This is a genomic window from Luteimonas deserti (assembly GCF_013425765.1).
Taxonomy (GTDB): Bacteria; Pseudomonadota; Gammaproteobacteria; order Xanthomonadales; family Xanthomonadaceae; genus Luteimonas; species Luteimonas deserti.
In genome coordinates, this window is the sequence record NZ_JACCJZ010000013.1 from 299,049 (window position 1) to 311,859 (window position 12,811).

The following is a 12,811-nucleotide window of genomic DNA, read 5'->3' on the forward strand; positions in this document are numbered from 1 at the left end:
ATGAGCATCGAACAGCTTGCCGAAACCGCCCAGGCCATGGTCGCCCCGGGCAAGGGCATCATCGCGATCGACGAATCGACGAGCACCATCGGCAAGCGCTTCGACGGCGTGGGCATTCCGAACAACGAGGAAAACCGCCGCGCCTACCGTGAGCTGCTGCTCACCACCCCGGGCCTGTCGGACCACATCAGCGGCGCCATCCTGTTCGACGAGACCATCCGCCAGTCGACGAAAGCCGGCGTGCCGTTCGCGAAGTACATGGCCGAGCAGGGCATCCTTCCGGGCATCAAGGTCGACAAGGGGACCCACGCCCTGGCCGGGTTCCCGGGCGAGCTGGTCACCGAGGGCCTGGACGGCCTGCGTTCGCGCCTTGAGGAGTACTACAAGCTCGGCGCGCGGTTCGCGAAGTGGCGTGCGGTGATCACGATCGGCGAGGACATGCCGTCGGGCACCTGCATCGACGTCAACGCGCACGCCCTCGCGCGCTATGCGGCGCTGTGCCAGGAGCAGGGTCTGGTGCCGATGGTCGAGCCGGAAGTGCTGATGGACGGCGACCACGACATCGAAACCTGTTACGAGGTCACCGAGGTCACGCTGCGCGGGCTGTTCGACGCGCTTTACAGCCAGAACGTCATGCTCGAGGGCACGATCCTCAAGGCCTCGATGGTGCTGCCGGGCAAGGACAGCGACGAACGCGCCGACATCGATGAAGTGGCCGAAGCCACCCTGATGTGCCTCAAGTCGTCGGTACCGGCGATCCTGCCGGGCATCGTGTTCCTGTCCGGCGGGCAGAGCGACGAGCGGTCCACCGCACATCTCGATGCGATGAACCGCCTCGGGCCGAATCCATGGCCGCTGTCGTTCTCCTACGGCCGCGCGATGCAGCAGGCCGCGCTGAAACTGTGGTCGCAGGATCTGGTGAACAACGTCGGCAAGGCCCAGGAAACGGTGCTCGCCCGCGCACGCGACAACGGGCTCGCGGCACAGGGCAAATGGAAGAAGCGCTGACCGCCTTTTAAGTAATGAAGGCAGTCAGGACGCCGGCCGTGGGCCGGCGTCGTGCGTTCCGGGGCTGGCGATCCCGCCGTGCCTGCTCGCGCGATGGAGGCGCCCGACGTCCGCTTCACGCTGCGAGCGCGGCGCGGTAGAGCGCGAGCAACGCCGGATCGTGGCAGCAGAACAGCACGTCCATCGGCATGTCCGCACGCCACGCGCGGACCTCGGCCACCGCCACCGCCACGGCCGCCGCGTGCGGGTAGCCGAACACGCCGCAACTGATCGCTGGAAACGCGAGCGAGGTCAGTGCGTGTTCGGCTGCCAGGTCCAGGCTGCTGCGGTAACAGGCCGCCAGCAGGTCGGCCTCGCCGGACTGCCCACCGCGCCAGACCGGCCCCACGGTATGGATCACATGCCGCGCAGGCAGCCCGAAGCCGGGCGTGATCCGGGCCGAGCCTGTCGGGCAGCGGACACCGGGCCGTACGAGCGGCAGGGCGCGGCACGCCCGCAACAGGTCGGGTCCCGCCGCGCGATGGATCGCGCCGTCCACGCCGCCGCCGCCGACCATCGCCTCGTTGGCCGCGTTGACGATCGCATCGACGTCGCAGCGGGTGATGTCGCCCTGCAGGGCGGTGATGTGTGCCATGCCGGCAGTGTCGCACCGCCGCCCACCGTGCCGTCACCGGGGGCCCGGCAGACTGCCCGGCCGTTCCACAATCCGGAGTCCGCCATGTCCGCGGTGAACCACGCCGGCCGGCTGCACGTGCCCCTGACCGTCCACGATGCGCTGCGGCGCGGCAAGCCGGACGAGGCCGTCCGCCTGTTGCGCACCGCCAACCCCTCGCTCGACGCCTCGGGCGCGCGCGACGCGGTGCAGCGGCTGGCTGCGAACCCGTCCGATCCGCTCGATGACGACGACGCCTACCGCCCCGCGGGCGCCGACGTGCCCACCGCCACCGACACGCTGCCGACCGAGGTGGCCGCGAAGATCGCCACCGGCAATACCGTGGACGCTGCGCGCCGGCTGCGCGATGCCAAGCCGGGGCTGAGCGACGCCGAAGCGCGCGAGGCGGTGGCCCGGCACGGCTCGCCCTTACTCAGCGAAGCACGCGACGAGACGGTGGTGCGCGGCGACAGCGGCCGCTACGGCTGGGTGGGCTGGGTGCTGGCGATCGTGATCGTGGGCGGCGGTCTGGCGGTGTGGCTCGGCTGATCGCGCCGGCCGCCCGCCGTCGGCCCCGGGATCAGGGCAGGCCGGCCAGCCAGTCGTCGTCGGAGCCTTCGTTGATGTCGGCGAACAACGGCGTGGAGAAGTAGCGCTCGCCGGTGTCGGGCAGCATCGCCAGGATGACGTCGCCGTCGCGTGCGGTCTTCGCCACCTCGAGCGCCGCGGCGAGCGTACCGCCGGCCGAGATGCCGGCGAAGATGCCTTCCTCCGCGGCCAGCCGGCGCGCGATTTCGATCGAGACCGCATCGTCGATCGACAGCACCTGCGCGGCGATCTCCCGGTTGAGCACCTCGGGCACGAAGTCGGGCGTCCAGCCCTGCACCTTGTGCGGCGCCCACGCCTGCCCCTGCAGCAGGGCCGCACCGGCCGGTTCGCAGGCGGTCACCTTCACGTCCGGGCGCGCGACCTTCAGGACCTCGCCCACGCCGGTGAGCGTGCCGCCGGTGCCCCAGCCGGTGACGAAGTGATCGAGCCGGCGACCGGCGAAATCGCGCAGGATTTCCGCTGCGGTGGTACTGCGGTGGTAGGCCGGATTGGCGGGATTGGCGAACTGGCTGGCCAGGAACCAGCCGTGCTGCTCCGACAGCTCCCGGGCCTTGCGCACCATCCCGCTCCCGCGCTCGGCCGCCGGGGTGAGGATCACCTTGGCACCGTAGGCCCGCATCAGCTTGCGCCGCTCGATCGAGAACGTCTCGACCATCGTGGCCACGAACTTGTAACCGCGCGCGGCGCAGACCATCGCCAGCGCCACGCCGGTGTTGCCGGAGGTCGCCTCGACCACCGTGTCGCCCGGTTTGAGCAGGCCCTTGGCCTCGGCGTCGAGAATGATCGCGAGCGCGAGCCGGTCCTTGACCGAGCCTCCGGGATTGAAGGACTCGACCTTGACGTAGAGTTCGACGTTGGCTGGCGACAAGCGGTGGAGGCGGACGATCGGGGTGTGACCGATGGTGTCGAGGATGCTGTCGTAGAGGGCCATTGGGGGGACTCGGCGGGCGCTCGTCGCGCGGTGCCCCAGACTGGGCCATAACGGACGAGCGTGCCAGCGGTTGACGTGGAACGCTGTTTTTTCATCCCCATCCGATGGCACGGTCGGCGTCACGGCACGACGGGTAAGATCGGGCGGTTTTCCCGTTTGCGCAGGCCGTCCCTTGCTCCAGTCACGTCCCCGTCTCCGCCCGTCCCTCCGGCGCGCGTCCCTCTGCCTCGTCGCTGCCGTCGCCGTGCTGGTGGCCGGCTGCGGAGGTGCCGCGCAGGAGTCGCCCCGCGGAGAACCGCAGGCGGTGCCGGTGACCACCGCGGTGGTCGAGTCGCGACCGTGGAACGACACCGTCGCGGCCCTGGGGACGGTGAATGCGCGCGAGTCGGTCACCGTCACCGCGAAGGTCAGTGAGATCGTCCAGCGCGTGCATTTCGACAGTGGCGACGAGGTGGCCGCCGGCTCGGTGCTGGTCACCTTGTCGGGCAACCAGCAGCAGGCATCGCTTCGCGCCGCCGAGGCCGCGGCCAACGAGGCCGAGCAGCAGTACCGCCGCGGCAGCGAGCTCGTCGAGCAGCAGTTGATCGCCCGCGCCTCGATCGACACCCTGCGGGCGACCCGCGACGCGGCCCGCGCCAACGTCGCGCAGACCCGCGCCGACATCGGCGACCGCACCATCCGGGCACCCTTCGCCGGCGTGCTCGGCCTGCGCCAGGTCAGCACGGGCGCGCTGGTGACCCCGGGCACGGCGATCGCCACGCTCGACGACATCGGTGCGGTCTACGTGGATTTCCCGGTGCCCGAGACGCGCCTGTCGGTGGTCGCACCGGGACAGCGCGTGGCCGGGCGCAGCGCGGCCTATCCCGACGTCGATTTCGAAGGCACGGTGCAGACCATCGATGCCCGGGTGGATCCCGACACCCGCGCAGTCCTCGTGCGCGCCACGTTCGCCAATCCCGAGCGCCAGCTGCGGCCGGGCATGCTGATGCAGGTGCGCCTGGAACAACGCTCGCGCACAGCCTTGCTGGTGCCGGAGATCGCGGTGATCCAGGTCGGCCGGGACACGTTCGTCTACCGGGTCCGCGAGGACGAGACGGTGGAGCAGGTCCCCGTGGTGATCGGCGTGCGTGACGGCGGCCTGGCCGAGATCGTCGAAGGCCTGGCGTCGGGAGCACGGATCGTCGTCGACGGCACCGGCAAGCTGCGGCCCGGCATGCGCGTGGTCGAAGGCTCGGTGCAGGAAGTGAAGTCCCAGTCCGGCGACGCGGTCGAGCCGGCAGGAGCGCCTGCGTCATGAAGATGTCCGACGTCTCGATCAAGCGGCCGGTATTCGCGGTCGTCATCAGCCTGTTGCTGGTGGTGCTGGGGATCATGTCCTTCAGCCGCCTCACGCTGCGCGAGCTGCCGAACATCGACCCGCCGATCGTGTCGGTCACCGTGAGTTATCCGGGTGCGTCGGCCGCGGTGGTCGAGACGCGCATCACCCAGATCCTCGAGGACGCGTTGTCGGGCATCGAGGGCATCCGCACCATCGAGTCGCGCAGCCGCAACGGCCGCTCCGACGTCACCATCGAGTTCAACCTCACCCGCGACATCGAGGCGGCGGCCAACGACGTGCGCGATGCCATCAGCCGCGTCGCGGACCGGATGCCGGTCGAGGCCGATCCGCCCGAGATCTCGAAGGTGGAAGCCGACGCCGACGCGATCCTCTGGCTCAACCTGCGTTCGAGCACGATGGACACGCTCGAGCTGACCGACTACACCGATCGCTACATTCTCGACCGGCTGTCCTCGCTCGACGGCGTGGCCCGCGTGCAGCTCAGCGGCGGCCAGCGCTATGCGATGCGCATCTGGCTCGACCGCAATGCGATGACCGCCCGCGGCATCACCGCGGTGGACGTGGAGTCGGCACTGCGGTCGGAGAACATCGAGCTGCCGGCCGGGCGCATCGAATCGGCCACGCGCGATTTCACCCTGCGCGTGGAGCGCGGCTACCGCGAACCGGCGCAATTCGCGCAGATCCCCGTGCGCCGCGGCGACGACGGCTACGTGGTGCGCATGGGCGACGTGGCCACGGTGGAACTGGGCTCGGCCGAGCGCCGCTCGTACATGCGCAGCAACTCGGTGCCCAATGTCGGGCTCGGTATCGTGCGCACGTCGACCGCGAATGCACTCGACGTGGCCCGGGCGGCGCGGTCGGAGGCGGAGCGCATCCAGGCGACGCTGCCCGAAGGCACCGAGATCTTCGTCGCGGCCGACAACACCGTCTTCATCGATGCGGCGATCACCCGGGTCTACTGGACGCTGTTCGAGGCCATGGCCTTGGTGTTCGTGGTGATCTGGCTGTTCCTCGGCAGCCTGCGCGCGGCGATCATTCCCGCCGTCACCGCGCCGGTCTGCCTGATCGCGGCGTTCACCGCGCTGTATGCATTCGGCTTCTCGATCAACCTGCTGACCCTGCTCGCGCTGGTGCTGTGCATCGGCCTGGTGGTGGACGACGCCATCATCGTGCTCGAGAACGTGCAGCGCCGCGCGGATCTGGGCGAACCGCCGCTGGTCGCCGCGCGCCGGGGCACGGCGCAGGTGGCGTTCGCGGTCATCGCGACCACCGGCGTGCTGGTCGCGGTGTTCCTGCCGGTCGGTTTCATGGAGGGCAATTCCGGCCGGCTGTTCCGCGAACTCGCGGTGACGCTGGCCTGCGCCGTGGCGCTGTCGGCCTTCATCGCGCTGACGCTCACGCCGATGATGTGCTCCAAGCTGGTCCGCAAACAGGAAAAGCCGCGCGGACTCAATGCCTGGATGTCCCGCAGGCTCGACCAGCTCGGCACCGGGTACGGTCGCCGCGTGGAGCGCCTGGTGGCGATGCCGGGCAAGCGGCTGATGCTCCTGCTCGCACTGGCGATCACCGGGCTGATGGCCGCGGCGCTGCTGCTGTTCTGGCGCGTGCCCAGCGAGCTGTCGCCGGCCGAGGACCGCGGCCGCTTCTTCGTCGGCGTCGACGGACCCGAGGGCGCCGGCTACGACTACACCGTGGCGCAGATGCAGCAGGTCGAGCAGATCTTCGCGCGCTACGTCGGCGAGGACCAGCCGATCCAGCGCGCCAACTCGCGCGTGCCGCGCGGCTGGGGCGGCAGCGAGGACATGCACACCGGACAGGTGATCGTGTTCCTGCAGGACTGGCGCGATCGCAGCGTGCCGACCAGCGACGTGGTCGCGAGCCTGCGCGCCGAGTTCGCCCAGCTTCCGGGCGTGCAGGTGCGCGCCAACGTGCCTGGCGGTCTGGTCAGCAGCCGCGGGCAGCGCTACCAGCTGGTGCTCGGCGGCCCGGATTACGCGGAGATCGCGCAGTGGCGCGACCGCATGCTGGCGCGCATGCGCGACAACCCGGGGATCATGGATCCGGACTCCGACTACAAGGAGACCCGCCCGCAGATGCGCGTCGACATCGACCACGCGCGCGCGTCCGACCTGGGCGTGTCGGTGCAGGAGATCGGGCGCACCCTCGAAACGATGATGGGCTCGCGCCAGGTCACCACCTTCGTCGACAGCGGCGAGGAATACGACGTGCTGCTGCAGGCCGGTCGCGAGGCGCGCATGTCGCCCTCGGACCTGTCCGACACCTACGTGCGCGGCCGTGACGGCACGCTGGTGCCGTTGTCCAACCTCGTGACGCTGAGCGAGATCGCCGAGCCCGGCAGCTTCAACCGCTTCAACCGGCTGCGCGCGATCACCATCGCGGCCGGGCTCGCCCCCGGTTACACCATGAGCGAGGCCCTCGAGTGGACCCGCCAGGTCGCCGCCGAAGAACTGCCCGACTACGCCCAGATCGACTGGAAGGGCGAGAGCCGCGAGTTCCAGGAGGCCGGCGGCGCGGTCCTGCTGACCTTCACGATGGCGCTGCTGATCGTCTACCTGGTGCTGGCCGCGCAGTTCGAAAGCTTCATCCATCCGCTTTCGATCATGCTCACCGTGCCGCTGGCGGTGCTCGGCGCACTGGTCGGGTTGTGGGCGACCGGAGGCACGCTGAATCTCTTCAGCCAGATCGGCATCGTGATGCTGATCGGGTTGGCGGCGAAAAACGGCATCCTGATCGTCGAGTTCGCCAACCAGTTGCGCGACGACGGGCGCAGCGTGCGCGAAGCCATCACCGAATCGGCGACGGTGCGCCTGCGCCCGATCCTGATGACGGCCGCCGCCACCGTGGTGGGCGCGGTGCCGCTGGTGGTGGCGGGAGGGCCGGGTTCGGCCAGCCGGGCCACGATCGGCGTGGTGATCATCTTCGGGGTGCTGTTCTCGACGCTGCTCTCGCTGTTCGTGGTGCCGGCGTTCTATGCGCTGCTCGCGCCGTTCACGCGCTCGCCGGAAGCATTGGCGCACGAACTGGAAACGCTGGAAGCGCAGACCCCGGCCGTGGGCGGCCATGCCTGAGCCCGCGCGCTGGGACGGTGTGGAGCTCCGCGGCGAGGGCTTCGTGCTCCGCCGCTGGCGCGGTGCGGATCTCGATGCCCTGCTTCGTCATGCCGACGACCCGCTCGTCGTCCGGGGTCTCAGCGACCGCTTCCCGAGCCCGTATACGCGGGCCGATGGCGAGGCCTTCCTGGCCGGCGAGGTGGTGGACTTCTCGGCGCCGGTGCTGGCGATCGAGTGCGGCGGCGAGGCCTGCGGCGGGATCGGTGTTCGCCACGCGGCGACGGGCGAGCGCGGGCATTCGGCCGAACTCGGTTACTGGCTCGGCCGCGCGCACTGGAACCGGGGCCTGATGCGCCGGGTCGTGGCCTGCTATGCACCCTGGGTGATGGACGCGCTGGCGCTCGAACGGCTGCAGGCCAACGTGCTCGCGGCCAACCCGGCGTCTGCGCGGGTGTTGCTGGCGAACGGCTTCATCGAGGAGGGCTGCCTGCGTCGCGCGGTGCGCAAGCCCGACGGCCTGCACGACCTGCGCGTGTTCGCCCGCCTGCGCTGAGCCCGGGGCGTTTCGCGTTTCGGCGCGCTTGGTGGAGAATCGGCCCGCGACGCCGGCGTCGCGACCATCGGGGAGCACTGCGTGGAAACCTTCGTCAATACCCTCAACGGCATCGTGTGGAGTCCGCCGCTGGTGTGGTTGTGCCTCGGTGCGGGTCTGTACTTCTCGATCCGTACGCGCTTCGTGCAGATCCGGCAGTTCGGCGAGATGATCCGGCTGATGCTGGCCGGCGGCAAATCCGACGCCGGTGTCTCGTCCTTCCAGGCGCTGGCGATGTCGCTGTCCGGACGGGTGGGTATCGGCAACATCGCCGGCGTCGCGACGGCGATCGCCTTCGGCGGTCCCGGAGCGGTGTTCTGGATGTGGGTGATGGCCTTCCTCGGCGCATCGACCGCGTACATCGAATCGACGCTCGCGCAGATCTACAAGGAGAAGGACGACAGCGGGCGCTACCGCGGCGGGCCGGCGTACTTCATCGAGAAAGCGATGGGCCAGCGCTGGTATGCGTGGATCTTCGCCATCGTCACCATCGTCGCGGCCGGCTTCCTGCTGCCGGGCGTGCAGGCCAACGGCATCGCGGCGGCGGCCGGCAACGCCTGGGGCCTGGCCCCTGCGGCGACCGCGTCGATCGTGGTGATCGGCCTGGGCTTCATCATCTTCGGCGGCGTCAAGCGCATCGCGCGCTTCGCTGAGATCGTGGTGCCGTTCATGGCGCTGGCCTACATGCTCATCGCGCTGGTGATCATGATGCTCAACGCCGACGCGTTGCCCGAGATGTTCGGGCTGATCCTGCGCAGCGCGTTCGGGCTGGAGGCGGGCGTCGGCGCGGTGCTCGGTCTGGCGATCGAGTGGGGCGTCAAGCGCGGCATCTATTCCAACGAGGCGGGGCAGGGCACCGGGCCGCACCACGCGGCCGCAGCCGAGGTCTCGCACCCGTCCAAGCAGGGCCTGGTGCAGGCGTTCTCGGTGTACGTGGACACGTTGCTGGTGTGCTCGGCGACCGCCTTCATGATCCTTTCCACCGGCATGTACAACGTGCTGTCGCCCGCCGGTGAGCTTCTCTACGAGGCCCTGCCGGGCGTCGCGGTCGGCCCGGGCTTCGCGCAGGCCGCGGTGGAGTCGGTGCTCCCCGGCTGGGGTGCGAGCTTCGTCGCGCTGGCGCTGTTCTTCTTCGCCTTCACGACCATCATCGCGTACTACTACATGGCCGAAACCAACATCGCCTACCTCAACCGGAAGATGCATCGGCCGTGGATGATCTACGCCCTGCGCTTCGTGCTGCTGGCCGCGGTGACCTTCGGCTGCATCCGCACCGCCGAGATGGCTTGGACGCTCGGCGACATCGGCGTCGGCCTGATGGCGTGGCTCAACATCGTCGCCATCCTGATCCTGCAGAAGCCCGCACTGCTTGCCCTGCGCGACTACGAGGCGCAGCAGAAGCTGGGCATCGATCCGGTCTTCGATCCCGACAAGCTCGGCATCCGCAACGCGGATCTGTGGCGGACGATCAACCGATGAGCCGCCCACCGTACGGGCCGAAGCGTGGCGGCCGCGAGGCACCGGACCGGCGCGAGGGCCGCGTGGCGGTGGACTCGCCCTGGGCACGTCGCAGCGCATCGGCCCCGGTGCCCGCACCCGCGCCGCCGGCCGATGAAGACGAGGCCGCGCCGCGCGAGCTGCGCATCTACGGGCGCAACGCCGTGGATGCGGTGTTCGCGCACCGCCCGGAGGCGATCCGCAAGCTCTACCTGCTCGAGGCGCGCATTCCGCAGATGCAGCCGCTGCTCAAATGGTGCGCAGCGAATCGCATCGGCTACCGCGTTGTGGCCGAGGACGATCTGCGCAGGCTCGCGGCCAGCGCCCACCACGAGGGCATCGTGGCCGACGTTCTGCGCGCGCCACCGCTGGCGCTCGGCGCCTGGCTGCAGGGTCTGCCTGCAGGCCCCCAGTGCGCCCTGTGGCTGGACGGCGTCGGGAATCCGCACAACCTTGGCGCGATCCTGCGCTCGGCCGCGCATTTCGGCGTCGCTGCGGTGCTGTTGCCGCGCACCTCGCCGCTGGCCCTGTCCGGCGCCGCGGCACGCGTGGCCGAGGGCGGCGCCGAAGCCGTGCCGTTCGTGCGTCTGGGACGCGACGACAATGCACTGGCGCAGCTGCGTGCGGCCGGCTTCACCCTCGCTGCGACCGTGGTGCGCGGCGGCGAGGACCTGTTGACCGCACGCCTGCCCGAACGCCTGGTCTATGTCCTCGGCGCAGAGGGCGCGGGCATGGACGCCGAGCTCGCGAACGCCTGCGACCTGCGCCTGGGCATTCCCGGCAGTGGCAGGGTCGAAAGCCTCAACGTGTCCGCGGCGGCCGCCGTACTGCTGGCGCAGTGGTGCGCACGATCGCGTTAGAACGCAGCGGCTGGGCGCAGCACGCGGCCTGGCAGGAGGCCGCGCCGCAGGCCTTTGCTGCCGACGTCGAGCCGGGATCCGAAGGGCGCATCGATGGACGCTGCGATGCCTGCGGCGCCACGCGCGGATTCCATGGTTTCGTGCGGCCGGCGGGTACCCGGGAGGGCATGCAGTGCCTGGCCTGTGGCTGCATGGCGCGCCAGCGCGCGGTCGCGAGGCTTCTTGCTGCGACCGGTCTCGACACGCGTGCCCGGGTCTATCTGACCGAGCAGGCCAGTCTGCTGTATCTCGCGCTACGCCGACGCTTTCCGGCGCTGATCGGTTCCGAGTACGTCAACGGGTGGCTTCGCCGCCTCCGCCTGACAGTTTGGCTCTGGCGACAGCGTGTCTACTGTCGCGTGCGTCGGGAAGATGTCACCCGGCTCGGCGTCGCGAACGGCGCGCTGGACGCGGCGCTGAGCCTCGATGTGCTGGAGCACGTGCCCGATGCCGATGCGGCATTCCACGAATTGGCGCGCGTGTTGCGGCCGGGCGGCTACCTGATTGCGACCGTCCCGTTCTACCAGGATGCACCGGACAGCGAGCGCATCGCCTCGCTGGAGCCGGAAGGAACGGTGATCCATCACGGCGCTCCCGAGTTCCATGGCGATCCGCTCGGCGGAGGGGTCGTGTGTTTCCATCACTTCGGCTGGGATCTTCCCGCGCGCGTGGTGGAGGCGGGGTTCTTGCAGGCGAAGATGCACTACGTCCAGGATGCGACGCGCGGACTGCCGCGCGGCATCTGGGTGCTGGTCGCGCGCCGCTGATCCGTCAGGGCACACTCTTCGGCGCGCTGCCGAAGCCGCCGTCCGCCTCCGCCGCGAGCCAGGCGAATACCGCATAGGCGGCGGTGTTCTGTGCGACGGCGTCGGGATCGACCTTGTCGAGGGTGTCGTCGGCGTTGTGGTGCAGGTCGAAGTAGTCCGTGCCGTCCTGGCCCAGCCACCCCCACGCGCCGCCCTTCGCGGCCAACGGGGAAATGTCCGGGCCGGGACTGCCCTTGTCCTGCAGATAATCGATACCGAGCGGTCGCAACACTTCGGCGATCGCATCGCTCGTTGCACGCTCGCCCGACGGTGCACTGGTGTTGAAGCCGTAGATGCGCCCGGCGCCGAAGTCGCTTTCCGCGCCGATGACGTGCCTGGCGATGACATCGGGGCCGCCGTAGGCGTCGGCATAGGCGCGCGCGCCGATCAGGCCCTGCTCCTCGTTGGCGAAGGCCACCACGCGCACGGTGCGACGCGGCCGCTGCGGCAGCTGCGCGATCAGGTGACCGGCGGCCATGGTGATGCCCACGCCGGAGGCATCATCGACGGCGCCAGTGCCGAGATCCCACGAGTCCAGATGCCCGGCGATCAGTACGATCTCGTCCGGCGCCTCGCGACCGGTGAGTTCGGCGATGACGTTCTGCGAGGTGTATTCGCCGTTCCAGCCCACATCGAGTGCGAGGCGTACCTGGACCGGCCCGCGCTGCAGCAGACGGGTGAGCTGGTCGGCGTCGGGCAGCGACATCGCGGCCGACGGGATCGGCGTGACACCGGCATCGAAGCGGGTGATGCCGGTGTTGGCGACGCGGTGCGGGCTGGTGCCGATCGACCGCATCAGATAGCCGGACGCGCCCTTGCGGGCGGCGATCGACGGCCCGCGACTGCGCACCGGGCCGGCCGCGCCGTAACCGCTGCCGTCGCGCGAACGCGCCATGGGCACGTCGACGAACGCCAGCTTGCCGCGCAACGTCGCCGGATCGGCCGCCTCCAGCGCGGCGAGGCTGTCGAATCGCACGAGCTCGGCCGTCACCTCGCCACCCGGGCTGCCGCCGAGCGCAGTGATCACCAGCGGCTGCGCATGCACGCCGACCACCGCGGCATGTTCACTGCGCCGCTCCCATTTCGGAAACGTCACCGGCTCGGTCCAGACCTTGTCGTAGCCCAGGGCCTCGAACCGGGCCTTCGCCCATGCGACCGCGCGTGCATCGGCTTCGCTGCCCGGCAGGCGCGGTCCGATCTCGGTGGTCAGCGATTCGATCAGTGCATACGCGGTCCCGTCGCCCGACGCGCGCTCGCGCAGCTCGACGGCCGCGGCGAGGCTCGCCGGCGACAGGCCGGTCGCCGATGCCTGCGAGGCGGTGGCCAGCAGCAGGCCGGAGGCGAGCGCGGTGGCGAGACGTGCGAACAACGGGGTGGTGCGCATGCGCGATCTCCGGTCGGGTTGAA

General features: G+C 70.1%; 11 protein-coding genes. 8 read left to right on the forward strand and 3 right to left on the reverse strand.

Annotated elements, in window-relative coordinates:
- Positions 1-1,008 carry a class I fructose-bisphosphate aldolase gene (locus tag H0E82_RS06600; protein ID WP_180544648.1) on the forward strand — a complete coding sequence of 336 codons (1,008 nt, stop codon included), beginning with the start codon at positions 1-3 and terminating at the stop codon, positions 1,006-1,008.
- A gap of 115 nt (positions 1,009-1,123) precedes the next feature.
- Here the strand turns inward: H0E82_RS06600 and H0E82_RS06605 are convergent, their stop codons facing one another.
- The gene (locus H0E82_RS06605) at positions 1,124-1,642 is read right to left on the reverse strand and encodes an O-acetyl-ADP-ribose deacetylase (protein WP_180544649.1); all 519 of its coding nucleotides are present in this window, start codon (positions 1,640-1,642) and stop codon (positions 1,124-1,126) included.
- An 84-nt stretch (positions 1,643-1,726) separates the two neighbouring features.
- On the opposite strand from H0E82_RS06605, the gene H0E82_RS06610 reads away from it, so the two are divergent.
- Positions 1,727-2,209 (forward strand): hypothetical protein, encoded by a 483-nt coding sequence (locus H0E82_RS06610; protein ID WP_180544650.1) that lies wholly within the window; start codon positions 1,727-1,729, stop codon positions 2,207-2,209.
- A gap of 31 nt (positions 2,210-2,240) precedes the next feature.
- On the opposite strand, the gene cysK is transcribed toward H0E82_RS06610, so the two are convergent.
- The gene (gene cysK, locus H0E82_RS06615; RefSeq protein ID WP_180544651.1) at positions 2,241-3,200 is read right to left on the reverse strand and encodes a cysteine synthase A; all 960 of its coding nucleotides are present in this window, start codon (positions 3,198-3,200) and stop codon (positions 2,241-2,243) included.
- Positions 3,201-3,372: 172 nt separating this feature from the next.
- Here cysK and H0E82_RS06620 point away from each other — a divergent pair, with 172 nt between their 5' ends.
- The 6 genes from H0E82_RS06620 (at position 3,373) to H0E82_RS06645 (ending at position 11,365) form a co-directional block, all read left to right on the forward strand.
- On the forward strand, positions 3,373-4,497 hold the full coding sequence (locus tag H0E82_RS06620; protein WP_180544652.1) for an efflux RND transporter periplasmic adaptor subunit: 1,125 nt from the start codon (positions 3,373-3,375) through the stop codon (positions 4,495-4,497).
- Complete coding sequence (locus tag H0E82_RS06625) at positions 4,494-7,628, forward strand: efflux RND transporter permease subunit (RefSeq protein WP_180544653.1); 3,135 nt, start codon at positions 4,494-4,496, stop codon at positions 7,626-7,628. The genes H0E82_RS06620 and H0E82_RS06625 overlap by 4 nt, the downstream gene beginning before the upstream one ends.
- Positions 7,621-8,163 carry a GNAT family N-acetyltransferase gene (locus H0E82_RS06630; RefSeq protein WP_180544654.1) on the forward strand — a complete coding sequence of 181 codons (543 nt, stop codon included), beginning with the start codon at positions 7,621-7,623 and terminating at the stop codon, positions 8,161-8,163. The genes H0E82_RS06625 and H0E82_RS06630 overlap by 8 nt, the downstream gene beginning before the upstream one ends.
- A gap of 81 nt (positions 8,164-8,244) precedes the next feature.
- Positions 8,245-9,681, forward strand: a complete 1,437-nt coding sequence (locus tag H0E82_RS06635; protein ID WP_180544655.1) for an alanine/glycine:cation symporter family protein — start codon at positions 8,245-8,247, stop codon at positions 9,679-9,681.
- Positions 9,678-10,559 carry a TrmH family RNA methyltransferase gene (locus H0E82_RS06640; RefSeq protein ID WP_180544656.1) on the forward strand — a complete coding sequence of 294 codons (882 nt, stop codon included), beginning with the start codon at positions 9,678-9,680 and terminating at the stop codon, positions 10,557-10,559. Before H0E82_RS06635 ends, H0E82_RS06640 begins: the two co-directional genes overlap by 4 nt.
- A gap of 191 nt (positions 10,560-10,750) precedes the next feature.
- Entirely contained in the window at positions 10,751-11,365 is a 615-nt protein-coding gene (locus H0E82_RS06645; RefSeq protein ID WP_180544657.1) for a class I SAM-dependent methyltransferase, read from the forward strand.
- A gap of 4 nt (positions 11,366-11,369) precedes the next feature.
- Here the strand turns inward: H0E82_RS06645 and H0E82_RS06650 are convergent, their stop codons facing one another.
- The gene (locus H0E82_RS06650; protein ID WP_180544658.1) at positions 11,370-12,788 is read right to left on the reverse strand and encodes a M28 family peptidase; all 1,419 of its coding nucleotides are present in this window, start codon (positions 12,786-12,788) and stop codon (positions 11,370-11,372) included.
- Positions 12,789-12,811: the final 23 nt, after the last annotated feature.

Coding starts and splice junctions, on each gene's coding strand:
- H0E82_RS06605 (WP_180544649.1), bottom strand. CDS start 1,642: ATGGCACACATCACCGCCCTGCAGGGCGACATCACCCGCTGCGACGTC.
- H0E82_RS06625 (WP_180544653.1), top strand. CDS start 4,494: ATGAAGATGTCCGACGTCTCGATCAAGCGGCCGGTATTCGCGGTCGTC.
- H0E82_RS06640 (WP_180544656.1), top strand. CDS start 9,678: ATGAGCCGCCCACCGTACGGGCCGAAGCGTGGCGGCCGCGAGGCACCG.
- H0E82_RS06600 (WP_180544648.1), top strand. CDS start 1: ATGAGCATCGAACAGCTTGCCGAAACCGCCCAGGCCATGGTCGCCCCG.
- H0E82_RS06650 (WP_180544658.1), bottom strand. CDS start 12,788: ATGCGCACCACCCCGTTGTTCGCACGTCTCGCCACCGCGCTCGCCTCC.
- H0E82_RS06630 (WP_180544654.1), top strand. CDS start 7,621: ATGCCTGAGCCCGCGCGCTGGGACGGTGTGGAGCTCCGCGGCGAGGGC.
- H0E82_RS06610 (WP_180544650.1), top strand. CDS start 1,727: ATGTCCGCGGTGAACCACGCCGGCCGGCTGCACGTGCCCCTGACCGTC.
- H0E82_RS06645 (WP_180544657.1), top strand. CDS start 10,751: ATGGCGCGCCAGCGCGCGGTCGCGAGGCTTCTTGCTGCGACCGGTCTC.
- cysK (WP_180544651.1), bottom strand. CDS start 3,200: ATGGCCCTCTACGACAGCATCCTCGACACCATCGGTCACACCCCGATC.